The organism is Citrobacter sp. Cpo032 (assembly GCF_030332975.1).
GTDB lineage: Bacteria > Pseudomonadota > Gammaproteobacteria > Enterobacterales > Enterobacteriaceae > Citrobacter > Citrobacter portucalensis.
On record NZ_JAOWGU010000034.1, the window covers coordinates 146320 to 164574 of the forward strand.

The window sequence follows — 18255 nt, forward strand, 5'->3', positions numbered from 1 at the left end:
TCCGTCTGGAGAGGGTTAGTACACCCAGCGATAGCGCTGTAAATCTATCTGCCCGCTTCCTGAAACCACTATTCCTTCTGCCAGCAACGCCTGACGCTGCCGTTGTAAGTCGGGGCCGGTCAGCGAAATGGCACCATGACGATTAACCACCCGATGCCAGGGCAAAGTGCTGCCTTCGGGGAGACGCTTAAGCACGCCGCCGACCTGGCGCGCAGCGCGCGGCGAACCGGCAAGCCTGGCAACATCGCCATACGTGGTGACGAAACCTTCGGGGATTGATGCGACGATTTGCCAGACGCGTTGGGGGAAAGTGTCTTGTATATCCATTATTTATTCCTGCGCTAATCCTCCAGCATAATGCCGAATGGCGAGGGAGTGAAGCCGCATTGCACAAGAAAACAGCATCCGATGCTGGATGGGTTGCAATTACAGGGTGCAGCAGTGATAATGCGCCTGCGCGTTGGTTAACAACGCTCTCAATGGGGGCTCTGTTGGTTCTCCCGCAACACTACTCTGTTTACCAGGTCAGGTCCGGAAGGAAGCAGCCAAGGCAGATGACGTGTGTGCCGGGATGTAGCTGGCAGGGCCCCCACCCAATTCTGCCGTCCGGCAATTTCCCTTCTGCTTATCTTCTTTTCTTTGTCATCGTATTGTCATTTTATTGTCATCAAATGCTGTCAATGTGTTTCGGGGATGTTATTTGATGCTTTTGCCGCCGCCATCGCGCTGTAACGACAGGGTCTTACATTCGGTGTGTTTTGGCTGACCACAAGGATTTTCTACGATGTCGACCGCTGTATTGAATGTCAAAATTGATGAGGCGCTAAAAGAAAAGCTTCGCCATTACGCTGAAGTGCATAACGAAAATTTAAGTGTTGCGACGGAAAAACTGCTGCTGATTGCGTTTACCGCCGTTGAAGAGGCGGGAGTCTCCGCTGAGGATATCGATAGCCAGCATACGGAAGAGTCCGTAGTTGAAGCACTGACTCCTAAAGAAATCAAAGCATTGCGCAGACTACTGAAGAAGAAAAAATGAAACAACAACCGCTCTCAACTGCCAGTAATTACGGCGAAGCTTGTGAAATGCTGCGCTCCGGTTATGTGAAACATGTTCGTCTGAGCTGGAACGTCGGCAGCGATGAGTTCTTCCGTATTGCCTCAGACTGGTGTGATGCCGGGGCAAAAATTAAGAAAGACGGTGAAAATTTCGTGATTTCACTGAAGGGTTTTCCGGTTCCCCCTCAGCGGTAATTTCACCAGGACTCTCTCATCCATCCCGGCTTATAAGGGCGAGTCCTTTGACTCGTCGCTTAAATTATTTTGCGTACTTTCCCGCTGTTGGCCTGCAAACGCAGGTTATCCCAAATGGGTTGTAACACCCTGAAGGCGGCACGCGCTGTGTCATCCGGCAACGTGAAAGGCATACGCAAAAAACGATCGAATGCGCCATCAAGGCCAAACCGCGTACCGGTTCCTAACTGAATGCCTACGCTTTCGGCGCGCGTAGCGAACAGCGTTGCCAGCGTATCGGGCAGTTCAACCCAAAAAGAGAGTCCTCCCTGTGGCTGGGTAAACTGCCACTCCGGGAAATGTGCGTTCATCAGGCTCGAGCACAGATCGCGCTGCGACGTGAGTAGCCGTCTTCTGTCAGGAAGAAAGTCGGCGGCGTTATCCAGCAGCCAGCTGGTGGCAAGTTGTTCAAGCACCGGGGAGCCTAAATCGAAGGTGTCGCGGGTTTGTACCAGCGCCGCAATGGTTCGCGCCGACGCCCGGATCCAGCCCAGACGTAATCCCCCCCAAAAGCTTTTCCCGGCCGAACCCAACAGAATGATCGGCGCGTCGCGATTGAATGCGGCAAGTGGCGGCGGCGGCGGGGCGTCATACCACAGGTTCACCATCGTCTCATCGACCACCAGGGTAGTGCGGGTTCGTTCGGCAATATCCGCCACGACCTGGCGAGTTGCAGCGTCCATGCAACGCCCGGTCGGATTGTGAAAGTCCGGCATCAGGTAGGCCATTCTCGGTGCGGTTTGCGCGATGGTGGCGACCAGACCCGCGGTATCCCAACCGTGCTCGGGTAGCGACACGCCGACGGGGCGACAGGATGCGCCTTGAATCGCGGCAATCGCCAGCGGATAAGTGGGGTGATCGACCACCACGCGATCGCCGGGGCCGGTGAGCAAACGCAGGATCAGCGCCAGGCCGCTGACTGCACCATTCACGACCATGATTTCATCGGGCTGCGTCGGGAGCCCGCGATCGCAATAATGCCGGGCGATGGACTCACGCAATACCGACAGCCCCTGCGGCAAATACCCGGAGCTCAGCAAATGCTGTGGCATAGCAAACAGCGCCTGCTGGTAAGCCTGATGAATTTCGGGACCGGCACTTAGCGCCGCCGTGGACAAATCAAGTGCTGTGCCGGTACTGGTCCGGGTTGGCACATGGCGAATATGTTCCGGCAGGATCACCCGTGAGCCGCTACCATGACGGCTTTCCAGATATCCCTCTTCACGTAGTTGCGCCATAGCGCTGGCGACGGTAGTTCGACTTACTTGCAGGACGACGGCGAGCTCGCGTTCACCCGGTAAGCGGCTATCCAGCGCCAGTCGACCATCGAGAATAAGCAGACGTAACGCTTCTGCCAGCTGTCGCCAGATGGGCGTTCGCGAGGGGCTTTCCAGCCAGTGTCCGAGCAGGCGTTGCAAAGACTGACTTCCATAACGGCGAGATGACATAGCAGTCCACTTTTTGAAAACTGGACATTAATCATAGTGCCAATTGCGGTGAAGATGAAAGTTATCCGAGAGTGGGAGGGAAATGCATGCTGCGTCGTTTACTTCAGCTGTTTATCGGGCTGACACTGTACGGTGTATCGACGGCGATGTTTGTCCGTGCTGATTTAGGGGCCGATCCGTGGAACGTGTTTCACCTGGGTGTAGCCAATTTATTGTCGATGAATATCGGCGTGGTGATTATTGCCGTGGGCGTGTTGGTGTTGCTGGCGTGGATACCGCTGCGCCAGCGTCCAGGCTTTGGCACGCTGAGCAACGTGATTATGATCGGGCTGGCGGCAGATGCCGCGCTGCTGGTGATTCCTGGATTTGAATCTCTGCTGGCGCGCAGTGGGCTGCTGGTGTCAGCGGTAATATTGAATGCGTTAGCAACCAGCCTGTACATTGGCGCAGGTTTTGGCGCCGGTCCGCGTGATGGTCTGATGACCGGTATCCACGCGCGTACCGGCTGGCCAGTACGACGAATTCGAACCGCAATTGAAGTGTCGGTGCTGCTTATCGGTTGGCTGCTGGGTGGAACCGTGGGCGTTGGTACGGTGCTGTATGCCTTGGCTATCGGACCGTTGATTCAGCTTTGCCTGCCGTGGTTTCGGCATCAGCCGCAGTCATGTACGCGTATCAGGAATGCACCTGGGGCGCGATCGCCTACTGGCGACTAAACTTAACCTCGACTGACGCGGCCGGAATCGGCTTGCCGCGCAGTACACTTCGGAGGTTTTTCTCATGAAGTATGTTGATGGCTTTGTGGTTGCCGTACCCGCTGAAAACAAGGAGGCGTACATTGCGATGGCGGCAAAAGCAGCTCCGCTTTTCAAGGAGTTCGGTGCATTGCGCATAGTGGAGTGCTGGGCAGATGATGTCCCCGACGGCAAACTGACCGATTTTCGCATGGCTGTGAAAGCACAGGAGCATGAAGAAGTGGTATTCAGCTGGATTGAATACCCTTCCAAAGAGGTCCGCGATGCGGCGAATCAGAAGATGATGTCCGATCCCCGTATGAAGGAGTTCGGTGAATCTATGCCATTTGACGGCAAGCGAATGATCTACGGTGGATTTGCGCCCATTATGGAAGAGTGATGTGACTGGCTGTGCGGCGTGCCGCCAGCCATCTCAACATCAACAGCAATGTTAAAGCCGTTTTTCTGCCCACAGAATAAATTCCGCCTTCGGCAGCGCTTTGCTGTAAAGCCAGCCCTGACCGTACTGCACGCCATGCTGGCGTAGCCAGGCTTCCTGATTCTCGGTTTCGATACCTTCCGCCACCATCTCAAGTTTCAGCGTTTTTGCTATCTCGATGATATGCGGCGTCACGTTGTTGTATTCCAGTGCATCAACGAACGATTTGTCTATCTTCAGGATGTCGACATCCAGATCCTGTAAATAGCTCAGGCTGGAATAGCCGGTGCCAAAGTCATCAATATAGATTGAATGACCCGCCTGACGGTATTTGGCAATAAACGGCGCGCTGTTTTTTGGGTCGGCAAATTCGCGTTCAGTTAGCTCCAACGCGATTTGCGCAGGCTTAAGTTGCCAGTGGTTCACCTTCTGACCTAACAGGGCAGGAAGCGTTTCGGAAGACAGATCGGCTGACTCAAGGTTGATGGATATATGCTGCTCCGGATGCTGACGTAGCCATTTACCTAAATCTTCAAATACGCTTTCAATGATCAACCGGGTGAGGGACTCTGTCAGCCCGGTTTCATGCGCCAGCGCGACGAAAACTTCCGGCGACAGATAGCTTCCGTCGGCCTGCTGCCAGCGAGCCAGCGCCTCTGCTCCAACCACTTTCCCCGTTTTGAGCGAGATAATTGGTTGGTAGTGGACTTTGATGTCCCGATGCTGGATAGCGTCCTGTAATTGGTGATGGGGCGACTGTAAGCGGCGCAAAATACGCAAAACAAAGGCGGCGGTGAGCAAGCCTATAAGAATGCCTGCCGGGAGCCAGATCAGTGCCTGCCGGTGCCAGGTTTTTTGCAATGGCAGGGTAGATGCCCAGGTTACGATCGTAATACCCAACTCAGGAAAGGGGCGGGCGTTATAAATGCTGCCATCTTTTTTAAAATGAGTAATCGATTTTTCTTGCTGTACATGCTGCAAAACGTCCGATGGCAGATCGGCGCTACTGGCAACAACAACGTTGCGCACGGTGCCAATGATAGTCACTTCAATCGGCCATGAGCCAAACGGGATGACGTCAATGAAAGAACCCGGATCGACCATCACAACATAATGTTCGCTCCCTAATGCTGCCATAAAGCGCTTGATGCCCAAATCATTTTGCGTGGTAAGCCATGCGCGATATCCATCAGGCGTGACTTTCATTGCGGGTGGAAATGCGTCTGCCTGGCTTCTTTTTTCCAGAGATGAGCATTGCGGAACATTATCTTTGAGGTACAGCACTTCCTGAATATAGCGGTAGCTATAGGACAAACGACGCATTTCCAGCAAATGCTCGTCACTGCAAGGCACCCCCTGAAATGCTTCAATATGGCGTAATGCTTTTTTCGCCTGCTCGCCTACGCGTTCCGTACGTAATGCGACTCGTGTTGAGAACATGTCGAGTTCATCGATAAATTTCGTTTCGACCTGTCGATGTGCCAACCACAGGCTTAAACCTACCGGCGCGAGGATAGAAAGGAACAGTACCCCAGTCACCAGGCTTATCAGATGTCGTGTTGTCACAGTGATATCCTTATTTACACAGCGTAGGGAAAGTATATCCGAAACCCCAAAAAGCTATTCGATTGGCATCATATATTTACGGCCATTTATCATCCCGTTTGACTCCCTGTAGCGTAAATCAGGTTGTGGTTTGTACAAGAGTGGTGTATTTTGATGGTTATGTTATAACATAACAAATTGAGGTTGCCATGAAACCGGACATTCATCCTTTTTATCGTACCGTGGTGTTTCACGATACCAGTGCCAATGAATTCTTTAAGGTCGGTTCGACCATCAAGACTGAGCGTGAGATTGAGTTTGAGGGGAAAATGTACCCGTACGTGACCCTCGATATCTCTTCTAAATCACATCCGTACTATACCGGGAAACAAAAAACCTTTGATAATGAAGGTAGTGCAGCACGTTTCCAAAAACGTTTTGGTCATTTTATTGGCGTTAAGCGGGGTTAAAATGCAGGTACTCAATTCACTTCGCAGCGCAAAACAGCGCCATCCTGACTGCCAGATAGTAAAACGTAAAGGGCGTTTGTACGTTATCTGCAAAACGAATCCGCGCTTTAAAGCAGTACAGGGGCGTAAAAAAAGACGTTAGTTTCTTTGCCAGCATTTCAGGGATTAAAGTGCGTTACCTTCGCAGGAACGCACTTTTTTTATCTGTGCTGAGATGCCGTTACTGGCTGGTCTGGGCGCGGGTAAGCGTAAAGACATCGTAAAACGAGAGTTCGCCTTTGCGCGATATCATCTTTTGCAGCTGTGCTTTATGTTCGCTATCCACGGACGGTGAGTGCAGGATAGTATCGATGAGCGAGGAGGGGACAAAGCGCGTGTTGTACCATTCTCCGTTATAGCAAACTCTAAAATCCAGAACGTCGATATCTTCAAAGCGGTATCGTGGCGCAACGTCGAAAAAGAAAAAGCCGTTGAGTACAACGAACAGTACCACCAGCAGCCATACCGAATCGACTAACGTTTCTGACTGTAGCATCACCGCCAGCGTGGCAAACCACGCAACATACATACCGATAAACAGCCCTGGGTGTTTGCGAATAAAGCTGATGCTAAAGCGCGGTTTGTTGTCGCGCTTCTCGCGAATATTTAAGTCGTCGATTGTTTCAGTAAGCAGGCGCTGTATTTCTGTCATCTCTTGCCTTCGTGATATCTGCAAAATTCAGGAGGGATCGCCCTATTTTAAAAGGGGATACCCTTTGAAGAAAGTAACAGATTAACCGCAATTTAGCATAACAGTTACATTTAAGATCACAGCGTTTTGATGATCCTTGCGGGATTGCCCCCAACCACGGTGTTTGCCGGAACGCTTTTAGTGACCACTGCGCCTGATGCCACAACCACGTTATCGCCCAGCGTGACGCCGGGATTGATCACTGCACGGCCACCTATCCAGACATTATTGCCGATAGTCACGGGCTTCCCGAACTCCAGGCCACTGTTGCGCTCGGTAGCATCCAGCGGATGGGTCGCGGTATAGATATGAACGCCTGGTGCCAGCATGCAGTTGTCGCCAATATGAATTGGACAGACGTCGAGCATAACGCAGTCGAAATTAGCGTAAAAGTCTTTACCAAGATAGATGTTATAACCGTAATCACAACGGAAAGAGGGTTCAATATAGGCTCCCTCACTCTGACCTAACAGATCGTGCAGGATTGCCTGACGCTCATTTTTTTCATCGGGTGCGGTGAGATTGTAGCGATGGATCAACTGACGAGCGCGTAGTCGGTCACTGCGCAGCGTTTCATCTGCCGGGCGATAGTATTCGCCGGCGATCATTTTTTGCTTTTCATTACGCATTACGAATTCCCTGTGTACTGAAGGTTATTTCAGCACAGTAAAACGTAATGCAGAAAAGGGGAACGTTCCCGCTTCTTTGCTGTGATCATAGTCACGCGATTTTAATTAAATAACCATTGTAAATACGAAAATGGTCAGCCAGACAACTGTACCGCTATACCTGACTTAACCTTGAGTGCAATTAGCGAATGAATTTCCAAACAGAAGTTGGAATCTTGTCGTAAAGCTTATTCATGGTCAATTCAGCAAGGCGATGATCTGCTGCTGAGTAAAATACAGCCAGTTCGTTGTCGGACAATTCATATTTATTTTTTTCAATAACGCGCTCTAGCGTATCAATTGTCTGGCAACGTCGCAGGCGCATCAAATAATCTGTTTTAGTTAATGGTTTATCGGACATAACTCTTACCTATGATTGTAATAATTTTTAACAAGACAAACTTACAGGATTAGCCCTGGTGGCATTGACAAAACAGCGAAACAGTCGATTACCTGACTTCCGCCATTTCTGCAGATCCTGCGTATTAATACCATAACTGCTGAACAACATAAAAGTGTCATCCAGGTATTCATCTATCTGCGCGATCAGCTTATTGTCCTCATTGTACTTAATTTTATAATTAAGTGCGAAGGTTGCAATATGCTCTATCAGTTCATTGAGCTGCAAGCTGGTTGCAGAGGTAGGGTCATTAACCCAGCCATGGTTACTTTGTTCAAGGTTTGCAAGACAGTCATGATACAGAGTTTCGCAGAGAAATTTAAGCTGCGCGATATCATGTCTTTTGGGTGAGTATTCATCCATAACGCATCCCCTTCTTAGTGGCTTAAACTAACCGAACACCTTTCGGGATGGATACAACAACTACCTGGAACTTGCCCGCGACTCCTGATGATTTAACTATAATCTACTCTAAAAAAGATTTCATCGTCATATCACGAAAAATTACAATTATGTAAAATTATGATGCAACGTCATTTTTACATTTTAACAGATAAATGCCGCTATTCGAAATGGGACAATTTCTTTATTCTTCGGGCAATCATCGGGTTATCTTGTTTAGGTTTAGCAACGAAAGGCAACAACCGACAATGTGAACCAGTGGATAGGATTAATCTTAATATTTATTAAAGTAAATAAGAACTCTCGCTGTTTTTTTAAGAATAGCCTTTAAGGCTGCAAGGATTATATCGCTTATTTATCCGATAGAAAATAAACGGAATGGCAATAAGTGATTTTTATGATTTTTCCAGAAAAAAGGCCGCTTGCGCGGCCTTATCTTTAGAGATGTATCAATGATGCTCTACTGAGTGGCTATGCTCAATATCTTCATTTTTGCGGCTAAAGCGGCGGCGTACCACCACAAAGAACACCGGAACAAAGAAGATCGCCAACACGGTTGCCGTCACCATCCCGCCCATTACGCCAGTACCAACGGCGTTCTGTGCACCGGAACCTGCGCCGGAACTGATGACCAGCGGCATTACGCCCAGAATAAAGGCCAGTGACGTCATCAGGATTGGACGTAAACGCATGCGTACTGCGTCCAGCGTCGCCTCTATCAGACCTTTACCCTCTTTATCCATCAAGTCTTTGGCGAATTCGACGATAAGTATCGCGTTCTTCGCCGACAACCCAATGGTTGTGAGCAGGCCTACCTGGAAGTAAACGTCGTTGGTCAGGCCGCGGAACGTTGCTGCCAGCAATGCACCGATAACACCCAGCGGTACAACCAGCATTACGGAGAACGGAATTGACCAGCTCTCGTACAGCGCTGCCAGACACAAGAACACGACGATCAATGAAATGGCATACAGGGCAGGGGCCTGGTTGCCGGACAGTCGTTCCTGGTAGGACATACCGGTCCAGTCATAACCGATACCGGATGGCAGTTTGCTGGCCAGTTGCTCCATCATGGCCATGGCTTCACCGGTACTTTTACCCGGAGCGGCCTGACCTAAGATTTCCATGGACGGCAGACCGTTATAGCGTTCCAGACGCGGTGAACCGTATTCCCAACGTGAGGTAGAGAAGGCGGAGAACGGTACCATCTGTCCATCGCTGCCGCGGACATACCAGTTTCCAATATCTTCCGGCAACATACGGTATTTCGCTTCAGACATGACGTAAACTTTCTTCACACGACCACGGTCGATGAAGTCATTCACGTAGCTTCCGCCCCATGCTGCACCCAGCGTTGTATTAATATCACTAATGGAAACGCCCAGAGCCTGCGCTTTTTCCTGATCGATATCGATCTTGAACTGCGGCGTATCTTCCAGACCGTTAGGACGAACACCGACCAACAGATCAGGATGCTTCGCGACTTCACCAAACAGTTGGTTACGCGCCTGAGTCAGCTTCTCATGGCCCAGACCTGCCTGGTCAATCAACTGGAAGTCGAAACCGGTCGCGGTCCCTAACTCCACAATCGCTGGCAGGTTAAAGGCAAAGACCATCGCGTCTTTGATCTGCGAGAATGCGCCCATTGCACGTTGAGTAATCGCTTCAACTTTGTTCTCTTTACCTGGACGTTCACTCCAGTCTTTCAAAGAGACGAATGCGATACCGGTGTTCTGACCACGACCTGCAAAACCGAAGCCGTTAACGGCAAACACCGATTCAACGTTCGCTTTTTCTTTGGTCAGATAGTAATCCGTCATTTCGTCCAGCACCTTCTGGGTACGCTCTTGCGTTGCACCCGCAGGCAACTGAGCCATAGACAGGAATACCCCCTGGTCTTCGTCTGGCAGGAACGAACTTGGCAGACGAACGAACAGATAGGCCATGCCCACGACGATGATCAGATACAGCGCCAGATAACGACCGGTGCTGCGCAGAATACCGCCTACGCTATCGGTGTAATGGTGCGTACTCTTATCGAACATGCGGTTAAACCAGCCGAAGAAGCCTTTTTTGCCTTCTCCGTGATCGCCTTTAGCAATCGGTTTGAGCATGGTCGCACACAGGGCAGGGGTCAGAATCAACGCCACCAGCACAGACAACGCCATCGCGGAAACAATGGTGATGGAGAACTGACGGTAAATTGCACCGGTAGAACCTCCGAAGAACGCCATTGGGATAAATACCGCTGACAGTACCATCGCGATACCCACCAGTGCGCCCTGAATCTGGCCCATTGATTTACGCGTTGCTTCCTTCGGCGGTAGTCCTTCCTCAGCCATTACACGTTCAACGTTCTCGACCACAACGATGGCGTCATCCACCAGCAGGCCGATGGCGAGTACCATCCCGAACATCGTCAGGGTGTTTATCGAGAAGCCGAAAATCGCAAGGACGGCAAACGTACCCAAGAGCACCACCGGCACGGCGATAGTCGGAATCAGCGTCGCGCGGAAGTTCTGCAGGAACAGATACATTACCAGGAACACGAGGATGATTGCTTCCGCCAGCGTTTTCACTACTTCGTGAATAGAGATTTTCACGAACGGTGTGGTGTCATACGGGTAAACGATCTTCAGACCTGACGGGAAGAACGGTTCCATCTTCTTCAGTTCATCGCGGATAGCGTTTGCTGTATCCAGGGCGTTAGCACCTGTCGCCAGCTTGATACCCAGACCGGATGCCGGTTTACCGTTGAACTTCGCAATGATGTCGTAGTTCTCACCGCCCAGTTCCACTTTCGCCACGTCACGCAGACGAACCTGGGAACCATCCTGATTCACTTTCAGCAGAATTTTGCTGAACTCATCAGCGGAGGTCAGACGGGTTTGCGCGATGATTGATGCGTTAAGCTGCTGGCCTTTCACCGGTGGCGTACCACCTAACTGACCGGCTGCAACCTGGGCGTTCTGCGCTTTGATGGCGCTGATTACATCAACCGGCGTCAGCTGGAAGTTGTTCAGTTTGTTCGGATCCATCCAGATACGCATCGCGTACTGAGAACCGAACAGCTGAACATCACCCACACCTGAAGTACGGCTGATGGCATCCTTCATGTTGGCGCCAACGTAGTCGGAAATATCCTCCTGCGTCATGGTGCCGTTGGTGTTGATAACACCGACAACCATCAGGAAGCTGCTGGATGACTTCTCAACGCTAACCCCTTGTTGCTGTACTTCCTGAGGCAGCAAAGGCATGGCCAGCTGCAGTTTGTTCTGCACCTGTACCTGCGCGATATCCGCATCAGTACCAGACTGGAAGGTTAGGGTGATCTGCACGGTACCCGTGGAGTCACTGTTAGAGGACATGTACATCAGGTTATCGATACCGTTCATGTTCTGTTCGATAACCTGCGTAACAGTATCCTGTACTGTTTTGGCATCAGCGCCAGGGTAGGTCGCGGAGATCGTCACTGCTGGCGGTGCAATAGTCGGATATTGCGCTACCGGCAATTTGAGGATCGCGAGCCCCCCTGCCAACATGATGATAATGGCGATCACCCACGCAAATATTGGGCGATCGATAAAGAAATTAGGCATGTCTTAACGGCTCCTGTTTAAGTTAAGACTTGGACTGTTCAGGCTGGCTACCGCTTTGGCCTTGCTGGTTGTTATCAGCGGTGATTTCCTGCGCTTTTACCTGCGCGCCAGGACGTACTTTCTGCAGCCCAGTGACAATCACGCGGTCGCCCGGCTTAAGTCCATCAGTGACTAACCATTTGTCGCCAATCGCTTGTGCGGCGACAATTTGACGAGTTTCAACTTTATTGTCTGCACCGATAACCAATGCACTGGCATCGCCACGCGGTGTACGGGTAACGCCTTGCTGTGGAACCAGTAATGCCGTTGGGTTAATCCCTTCTTCCAGACGTGCGCGGACGAACATACCCGGCAGTAAGGTGTGATCCGGGTTAGGGAAGATGGCGCGTAACGTAATCGACCCGGTAGTTTGATCAACCGTCACATCAGAAAACTCCAGCGTACCGGACTGCGGGAATTTAATGCCGTCATTGGTTACCAGTTCGACTTTCGCTTTGCCGTTCTCTTGCTTCAGCGTGCCGTTGGCCAGCTCTTGTTTCAGGCGCAGGAAGTCGTTACTTGACTGCGTCACGTCCACATAGATTGGGTCAAGCTGCTGAACGGTCGCCAGTGCGGTCGCCTGACCATTTTGCACCAGAGCGCCTTCAGTAACGGATGACTTACCAATGCGGCCGCTGATCGGCGACGTCACTTTGGTATAGGCCAGATTGATGCGTGCAGTTTCTACCGCGGCTTTCGCGGCGACAACGGCGGCGTTTGCCTGCTGTGCGTCTGCCAGCGCGCTATCATAGTCCTGTTGACTGATGTACTTGGTACCCAACAGTTTCTGATAACGTTTAACCGTCAGTTGAGCGATATTTGCTGCGGCTTGTGCTTTGGCCAGATCGCCTTTTGCGCTTTCATAAGCGGCCTGGTAAGTTGCAGGATCAATCTGATAGAGAGATACACCCGCTTCGATGTCACCACCTTCGGTGAAATTACGCTTCAGGATAATACCGCTAACCTGAGGGCGAACTTCTGCAATGCGAAACGCACTGGTGCGACCCGGAAGCTCAGTTGTTATCTGTAGAGGTTCAGTTTTGAGCGTAACAACTCCAACCTCTGGCATCTGCTGGCCTCCTTGTTGGGCCTGTTTGTCGTCACATCCTGTTAGCGCTAAGCTGCCTGAGAGCATCAGAACGACTGCCAGAGGCGTTAACCCTCTGTTTTTGTTCATATGTAAACCTCGAGTGTCCGATTTCAAATTGATCAATGGCTTAAAGCCCATAAACCCATTGCTGCGTTTATATTATCGTCGTGCTATGGTACATACATTCACAAATGTATGTAAATCTAACGCCTGTAAATTCACTGACATATGGCACGAAAAACCAAACAACAAGCACAGGAAACACGACAGCATATTCTCGATGTTGCTCTGCATTTGTTTTCGCAACAAGGGGTATCATCCACCTCGCTTGCGGAGATCGCAAAAGCCGCTGGTGTCACGCGCGGCGCAATCTATTGGCATTTCAAAAACAAGTCGGATTTATTCAGTGAAATCTGGGAGCTAGCAAAACCTAACATTGATGAGTTAGAGACTGAGTATCAGGCAAAATTCCCCGACGATCCACTATCAGTATTAAGAGAAATTTTAATTTACGTTCTTGAAGCTACCGTGACAGAAGAACGCCGACGTTTGTTGCTGGAAATTATATTCCACAAATGCGAATTTGTCGGGGAAATGGCCTCTGTTCAGTTAGCTCAACGCCATCTTTGTATTGAAAATTACGATCGTATCGAACAAACATTGCGGCACTGTATGGATGCCAATATGCTGCCGGAAAACCTGAACACCCGTCGCGTGGCGGTCCTGTTGCGCAGCTATATTACCGGAATCATAGAAAACTGGTTATTTGCCCCCGAATCGTTTGATCTGAAAAAAGAAGCTCGGGAATACGTCGCAGTGCTGCTGGAGATGTGCCTTATGTGCCCAACTCTGCGGCTTGGCGTGGCGGAAATCCACTAAATGTTTTGGGCCTGTACCAGGAATTCTCCTGGTCGTTTTGCCTGCTGCTATTCTGCCGGTCACAGCCGTGATATTCTTGCCGCTTGACTATTTTCGGTCACTTTTCCGGTTCAGAAACGTTCACTCTCATGACTATGTTGCAGCTCTATAAACGTTCACAGCATCTTATTGCTATTACCATTCTTTTCTTCATTCTCTTGCTATCTTGCCAGTCGTCTGCTTTTGCGCGGGCGCAACAGAGTGGTGAACTGCCGACGAAAGCGGATATTCAGAGCCAACTGGATGCACTGAGTAAACAAAAAGATCTCTCCGCGCAGGATAAGCTGGTTCAACAGGATCTCCTCGATACCATCGCCACGCTGGATAAAATCGATCGCGTGAAAGATGAGACCGTACAGCTTCGTCAGAAAGTTGCCCAGGCGCCGGAGAAAATGCGTCAGGCGACGGATGCGTTAAATTCGCTCAGCGATGTCGATAACGACGATGAAACGCGAAAAACGCTGAGTACACTCTCCTTACGACAGCTTGAGTCGCGCGTGGCACAGGTTTTGGATGATCTGCAAAGCTCGCAAAACGATCTTGCTGCCTACAACAGCCAATTGGTGTCGCTGCAAACGCAGCCAGAGCGTGTGCAGAATGCGATGTACACCGCGTCGCAGCAAATGCAGCAAATCCGCAATCGACTCGATGGCACCAATGTGGGAGAGGCGGCGTTACGCCCCAGCCAGCAGGTGTTGCTGCAGGCGCAGCAGGCGCTGCTGAATGCGCAGATCGACCAACAGCGTAAGAGCCTCGAAGGTAATACTGTTTTGCAGGATACCTTGCAAAAACAACGTGATTACGTAACAGCTAACAGTAACCGGCTTGAACATCAGCTCCAGCTTCTGCAAGAAGCGGTGAACAGCAAACGACTAACGTTAACCGAAAAGACGGCTCAGGAAGCGGTAACGCCGGATGAAGCCGAACGTATTCAGTCAAACCCGTTAGTGAAGCAGGAACTGGACGTTAACCATCAGCTCAGCCAGCGTCTGATTGCCGCGACCGAAAACGGCAACAACCTGATGCAGCAGAATATCAAAGTCAAAAACTGGCTTGACCGCGCGCTGCAATCCGAACGCAATATTAAAGAACAGATCGCCGTCCTGAAAGGCAGCCTGCTGCTGTCGCGTATTCTGTATCAGCAACAACAAACACTGCCGTCGGCGGATGAACTTGCCGATATGACTAACCGGATCGCTGATTTGCGTCTGGAACAGTTTGAGATTAACCAGCAGCGTGATGCGCTATTCCAGAACGATGCGTTTGTCGCCAAACTGGAAGAAGGGCACAGCAACGAAGTGAATGGTGAAGTCCATGATGCCCTGCTGCAGGTTGTGGATATGCGCCGTGAACTGTTGGATCAGCTGAACAAGCAGCTGGGCAACCAGTTGATGATGGCGATTAACCTGCAAATCAATCAACAGCAGCTAATGAGCGTGTCGAAGAACCTGAAAGGGATCCTCACGCAGCAAATCTTCTGGGTTAATAGTAACCGTCCGATGGACTGGGACTGGATCAAAGCCTTCCCGCAAACGCTAAAAGACCAGTTTAAGTCGATGAAAATCACGGTGAACTGGGAAAAAGCCTGGCCCGCCGTCTTTATTGCGTTCCTGGCGGGGCTACCGTTGCTGCTTATTGCCGGGTTAATCCGCTGGCGTTTGAAATGGTTGAAAGAGTATCAGGCGAAATTAGCCGCCGCAGTAGGGAATCTACGTAATGACAGTCAGCTCAATACGCCAAAAGCGATTCTGATCGATCTGATCCGAGCGTTGCCGGCGTGCCTGATTATCCTCGCCGTGGGCCTGATTCTGCTTACCATGCAGTTGAATATCAGCGACCTGCTGTGGGCGTTCAGTAAGAAGATGACAGTCTTCTGGCTGGTGTTTGGTCTGTGCTGGAAGGTGCTGGAAAAAGATGGCGTGGCAATTCGTCATTTTGGTATGCCAGCGAAGCAGACCAGCCACTGGCGCCGCCAGATTGTGCGTATTAGCCTGGCGCTGTTACCGCTCAACTTCTGGTCGGTCATTGCTGAGCTGTCGCCGCTTAATTTGATGGACGATGTGCTGGGTCAGGTAGTTATTTTCCTCAACCTGCTGCTGATCGCCTTCCTGGTATGGCCAATGTGTCGTGAAAGCTGGCGCGACAAAGAGTCGCATGGCTTGCGTCTGGTTACCATTACTGTCCTCTCAATTATCCCGATTGCATTAATGGTGCTGACGGCGACAGGGTATTTCTACACCACGTTGCGCCTGGCCGGTCGTTGGATTGAAACGGTCTATCTGGTTATCCTCTGGAACCTGCTGTATCAGACGGTACTGCGTGGATTGAGCGTGGCGGCACGGCGTATCGCCTGGCGCCGTGCCTTAGCGCGTCGTCAGAACCTGGTGAAAGAAGGGGCGGAAGGAGCCGAGCCGCAGGAAGAACCGACCATTGCGCTTGAGCAGGTGAACCAGCAAACGCTGCGCATCACCATGCTGGTAATGGTTGCCCTGTTTGGTGTGATGTTCTGGGCTATTTGGTCTGATTTGATAACTGTATTCAGCTACCTCGATAGCATTACGCTCTGGCATTACAACGGCACCGAAGCGGGAGCTGCGGTGGTGAAAGACGTCACCATGGGCAGCCTACTGTTTGCGATTATTGCGTCAATGGTCGCGTGGGCGCTGATCCGTAACTTACCCGGCCTGCTGGAAGTGCTGGTGCTGTCGCGACTGAAGATGCGTCAGGGCGCTTCGTATGCGATCACCACGATCCTTAACTACGCGATCATCGCCATCGGCGCGATGACGGTCTTCGGATCGCTCGGTGTTTCATGGGATAAGCTACAGTGGCTGGCAGCAGCCCTGTCGGTTGGTCTTGGTTTTGGCTTGCAGGAAATCTTCGGTAACTTTGTTTCGGGTCTGATTATTCTGTTTGAACGCCCGGTCCGCATCGGCGATACCGTGACTATCGGTACGTTCTCAGGAACGGTCAGCAAGATCCGTATCCGTGCCACCACTATTACCGACTTCGATCGCAAAGAGGTGATCATCCCGAACAAAGCATTTGTGACGGAGCGTTTGATCAACTGGTCGCTTTCCGATACCACCACGCGTCTGGTGATCCGCATCGGCGTGGCCTACGGTTCGGATCTGGATAAAGTGAAGAAAGTGCTGCTGCAGGCGGCGATGGAACACCCGAAAGTGATGCACGATCCAGAGCCTGCGGTGTTCTTTACCGCCTTCGGTGCCAGCACGCTGGATCATGAACTGCGTTTATACGTGCGTGAACTGCGCGATCGTAGCCACACGGTTGATGAACTGAACCGTGCGGTCGATCGTTTATGCCGTGAAAACGACATTGATATCGCCTTTAACCAACTCGAAGTGCACCTGCATAACGCGAAAGGTGATACCGTGACCGAGGTTAAGCGTGACATCATTAAAGGTGATGATCCGACGCCTTCGGTAGGTTAAGTTGCAATCAGGGCGGCATATTTGTCGCCCTGATTGCATTTAGTGCGCCAGCGCGACCAGTTCTTCCTGCGTCAGGCCTGTAAGGTGCGTAATTAGCTCCAGTTCCAGGCCGCGGGCGAGCATTTTTTGTGCGATATTACGCGCTTCAACCTGCCGACCTTCTTCTAACCCTTTTTCCAGCCCTTGTTGTATGCCTTCCACTCTGCCTTTTTCTTCCAACCATTCGGCAATCGTCATCAGCTGTTCCTTGTACTGTGGCGCACTCTGCGCCAGATGGCGGACAAGTACGCCGGGTTCCGTGGTATTTCCTGCTTTAAGCATGTAATTAATCAAAACGTCGATTTGATATTCTGTCAGATGCTCTTGTGTTAAGAGTGTGACCAGTTGATCCAATAGCTCACTCAGATCCCGTCGACGAATATGTTTTTGCAGGAGTTCCAGCATCGCTACCCGTTGATGCTGCAAGATCTGATTATCTGGCATTACGGTCAGGTCTACCAGTGTAAATTCATTGCCGTAAAGCGCTTTCGCAAGCTTTGGTTCGCTAAACAGGTGATGCCAGTTAAGGGTATAAGGCCACGGACTTTCCATACCATGGTAAAACAGGATAGGAACGACCAGAGGTAATGTCTTATGCCCGGCGTTAAGATGGTGTTGCATGGCGGCAATTGCGTAGCGCATCAGGCGAAAGGCCATGAATTTATCGGGCTTACTCTGATGTTCAATCAGTGCGTAAACGTAGCTGGATCCATGTGTTGTTTGCAGGGAATAGAGGATATCTGAATAGCTGGTATGTAAATCGTCCTCAATAAAGCTGCCTGATTCCAGCGTTAATGTATCCATATCGCATATATTGAGAAATGCTTCAGGCAAATGGATCTGCAAAAAATCTCGGGCAACCTCCTTTTGCGTCAGCATTTGCCGAAAGACCGCGTCGTGGGGTGTGGTGGGGAGTCGTTCCATGATCTGTCCGTTATCGTCGTGATGTTGCGACGACTCTGACACCGAAGCCAATGGCAGACCAGAGG

The 18255-nt window shown here is 50.9% G+C and carries 17 protein-coding genes, 1 other RNA gene and 1 pseudogene; 9 read left to right on the top strand and 10 right to left on the bottom strand.

The genetic code is table 11. The annotated features are described in order from the left end of the window. Positions 1-15: 15 nt before the first annotated feature. Positions 16-405: pseudogene (locus OGY33_RS02730) on the bottom strand (MGMT family protein). Between the two features lie 84 nt (positions 406-489). Here OGY33_RS02730 and ffs point away from each other — a divergent pair. The 3 genes from ffs to OGY33_RS02745 all read left to right on the top strand — a co-directional run bounded on the left by ffs (position 490) and on the right by OGY33_RS02745 (position 1251). Beyond that, positions 490-586, top strand: an RNA gene (ffs, locus tag OGY33_RS02735) — signal recognition particle sRNA small type. 198 nt (positions 587-784) lie between these two features. Further along, entirely contained in the window at positions 785-1036 is a 252-nt protein-coding gene (locus OGY33_RS02740) for a hypothetical protein (RefSeq protein WP_003831029.1), read from the top strand. Continuing rightward, positions 1033-1251 (top strand): hypothetical protein, encoded by a 219-nt coding sequence (locus OGY33_RS02745; protein WP_032942544.1) that lies wholly within the window; start codon positions 1033-1035, stop codon positions 1249-1251. Before OGY33_RS02740 ends, OGY33_RS02745 begins: the two co-directional genes overlap by 4 nt. A 59-nt stretch (positions 1252-1310) precedes the next feature. On the opposite strand, the gene yczR is transcribed toward OGY33_RS02745, so the two are convergent. Further along, positions 1311-2738 (bottom strand): MocR-like transcription factor YczR, encoded by a 1428-nt coding sequence (yczR, locus tag OGY33_RS02750; protein WP_136391582.1) that lies wholly within the window; start codon positions 2736-2738, stop codon positions 1311-1313. Positions 2739-2824: 86 nt separating this feature from the next. Here yczR and yczE point away from each other — a divergent pair, with 86 nt between their 5' ends. Beyond that, positions 2825-3454 carry a membrane protein YczE gene (gene yczE / locus OGY33_RS02755; protein WP_071445860.1) on the top strand — a complete coding sequence of 210 codons (630 nt, stop codon included), beginning with the start codon at positions 2825-2827 and terminating at the stop codon, positions 3452-3454. Between the two features lie 64 nt (positions 3455-3518). After that, positions 3519-3872, top strand: a complete 354-nt coding sequence (locus OGY33_RS02760; RefSeq protein ID WP_048226278.1) for a DUF1428 domain-containing protein — start codon at positions 3519-3521, stop codon at positions 3870-3872. Between the two features lie 51 nt (positions 3873-3923). Here OGY33_RS02760 and pdeB read toward each other — a convergent pair whose 3' ends face one another. Next, complete coding sequence (gene pdeB, locus OGY33_RS02765) at positions 3924-5477, bottom strand: cyclic di-3',5'-guanosine monophosphate phosphodiesterase PdeB (RefSeq protein WP_191238800.1); 1554 nt, start codon at positions 5475-5477, stop codon at positions 3924-3926. Positions 5478-5665: 188 nt separating this feature from the next. Between pdeB and OGY33_RS02770 the strand changes: the two genes are divergently transcribed. Continuing rightward, on the top strand, positions 5666-5926 hold the full coding sequence (locus OGY33_RS02770) for a type B 50S ribosomal protein L31 (protein WP_008783961.1): 261 nt from the start codon (positions 5666-5668) through the stop codon (positions 5924-5926). 1 nt (position 5927) lies between these two features. After that, on the top strand, positions 5928-6068 hold the full coding sequence (ykgO, locus tag OGY33_RS02775) for a type B 50S ribosomal protein L36 (RefSeq protein ID WP_005125190.1): 141 nt from the start codon (positions 5928-5930) through the stop codon (positions 6066-6068). 78 nt (positions 6069-6146) lie between these two features. On the opposite strand, the gene OGY33_RS02780 is transcribed toward ykgO, so the two are convergent. The 6 genes from OGY33_RS02780 to acrA form a co-directional block, all read right to left on the bottom strand. Next, positions 6147-6617 (bottom strand): YlaC family protein, encoded by a 471-nt coding sequence (locus OGY33_RS02780; RefSeq protein ID WP_020996574.1) that lies wholly within the window; start codon positions 6615-6617, stop codon positions 6147-6149. A 116-nt stretch (positions 6618-6733) separates the two neighbouring features. Next, positions 6734-7285, bottom strand: a complete 552-nt coding sequence (gene maa / locus OGY33_RS02785) for a maltose O-acetyltransferase (RefSeq protein ID WP_003835924.1) — start codon at positions 7283-7285, stop codon at positions 6734-6736. 181 nt (positions 7286-7466) lie between these two features. Continuing rightward, a complete protein-coding gene (gene hha, locus OGY33_RS02790) occupies positions 7467-7685 on the bottom strand; it encodes a hemolysin expression-modulating protein Hha (RefSeq protein ID WP_002892050.1) in 219 nt (72 codons plus the stop codon). Between the two features lie 27 nt (positions 7686-7712). Then, the gene (tomB, locus tag OGY33_RS02795) at positions 7713-8087 is read right to left on the bottom strand and encodes an Hha toxicity modulator TomB (protein WP_003021733.1); all 375 of its coding nucleotides are present in this window, start codon (positions 8085-8087) and stop codon (positions 7713-7715) included. Positions 8088-8575: 488 nt separating this feature from the next. After that, on the bottom strand, positions 8576-11725 hold the full coding sequence (gene acrB, locus OGY33_RS02800) for an efflux RND transporter permease AcrB (protein ID WP_008783964.1): 3150 nt from the start codon (positions 11723-11725) through the stop codon (positions 8576-8578). Positions 11726-11747: 22 nt separating this feature from the next. Continuing rightward, on the bottom strand, positions 11748-12941 hold the full coding sequence (gene acrA / locus OGY33_RS02805; RefSeq protein WP_003831044.1) for a multidrug efflux RND transporter periplasmic adaptor subunit AcrA: 1194 nt from the start codon (positions 12939-12941) through the stop codon (positions 11748-11750). A 141-nt stretch (positions 12942-13082) separates the two neighbouring features. On the opposite strand from acrA, the gene acrR reads away from it, so the two are divergent. Both acrR and mscK read left to right on the top strand, forming a co-directional pair. Then, positions 13083-13733 (top strand): multidrug efflux transporter transcriptional repressor AcrR, encoded by a 651-nt coding sequence (gene acrR, locus OGY33_RS02810; RefSeq protein ID WP_003831045.1) that lies wholly within the window; start codon positions 13083-13085, stop codon positions 13731-13733. 128 nt (positions 13734-13861) lie between these two features. Next, the gene (gene mscK / locus OGY33_RS02815) at positions 13862-17227 is read left to right on the top strand and encodes a mechanosensitive channel MscK (RefSeq protein ID WP_191238798.1); all 3366 of its coding nucleotides are present in this window, start codon (positions 13862-13864) and stop codon (positions 17225-17227) included. A 39-nt stretch (positions 17228-17266) separates the two neighbouring features. Here the strand turns inward: mscK and OGY33_RS02820 are convergent, their stop codons facing one another. Further along, positions 17267-18190 (bottom strand): Rpn family recombination-promoting nuclease/putative transposase, encoded by a 924-nt coding sequence (locus tag OGY33_RS02820; RefSeq protein WP_191238797.1) that lies wholly within the window; start codon positions 18188-18190, stop codon positions 17267-17269. Positions 18191-18255: the final 65 nt, after the last annotated feature.

Bases quoted from the DNA above. Each gene is read 5' to 3' on its own strand.
- OGY33_RS02740 (WP_003831029.1), top strand. From the start codon at position 785: ATGTCGACCGCTGTATTGAATGTCAAAATTGATGAGGCGCTAAAAGAA.
- OGY33_RS02745 (WP_032942544.1), top strand. From the start codon at position 1,033: ATGAAACAACAACCGCTCTCAACTGCCAGTAATTACGGCGAAGCTTGT.
- yczR (WP_136391582.1), bottom strand. From the start codon at position 2,738: ATGTCATCTCGCCGTTATGGAAGTCAGTCTTTGCAACGCCTGCTCGGA.
- yczE (WP_071445860.1), top strand. From the start codon at position 2,825: ATGCTGCGTCGTTTACTTCAGCTGTTTATCGGGCTGACACTGTACGGT.
- OGY33_RS02760 (WP_048226278.1), top strand. From the start codon at position 3,519: ATGAAGTATGTTGATGGCTTTGTGGTTGCCGTACCCGCTGAAAACAAG.
- OGY33_RS02770 (WP_008783961.1), top strand. From the start codon at position 5,666: ATGAAACCGGACATTCATCCTTTTTATCGTACCGTGGTGTTTCACGAT.
- ykgO (WP_005125190.1), top strand. From the start codon at position 5,928: ATGCAGGTACTCAATTCACTTCGCAGCGCAAAACAGCGCCATCCTGAC.
- OGY33_RS02780 (WP_020996574.1), bottom strand. From the start codon at position 6,617: ATGACAGAAATACAGCGCCTGCTTACTGAAACAATCGACGACTTAAAT.
- maa (WP_003835924.1), bottom strand. From the start codon at position 7,285: ATGCGTAATGAAAAGCAAAAAATGATCGCCGGCGAATACTATCGCCCG.
- hha (WP_002892050.1), bottom strand. From the start codon at position 7,685: ATGTCCGATAAACCATTAACTAAAACAGATTATTTGATGCGCCTGCGA.
- tomB (WP_003021733.1), bottom strand. From the start codon at position 8,087: ATGGATGAATACTCACCCAAAAGACATGATATCGCGCAGCTTAAATTT.
- acrB (WP_008783964.1), bottom strand. From the start codon at position 11,725: ATGCCTAATTTCTTTATCGATCGCCCAATATTTGCGTGGGTGATCGCC.
- acrA (WP_003831044.1), bottom strand. From the start codon at position 12,941: ATGAACAAAAACAGAGGGTTAACGCCTCTGGCAGTCGTTCTGATGCTC.
- acrR (WP_003831045.1), top strand. From the start codon at position 13,083: ATGGCACGAAAAACCAAACAACAAGCACAGGAAACACGACAGCATATT.
- mscK (WP_191238798.1), top strand. From the start codon at position 13,862: ATGACTATGTTGCAGCTCTATAAACGTTCACAGCATCTTATTGCTATT.
- OGY33_RS02820 (WP_191238797.1), bottom strand. From the start codon at position 18,190: ATGGAACGACTCCCCACCACACCCCACGACGCGGTCTTTCGGCAAATG.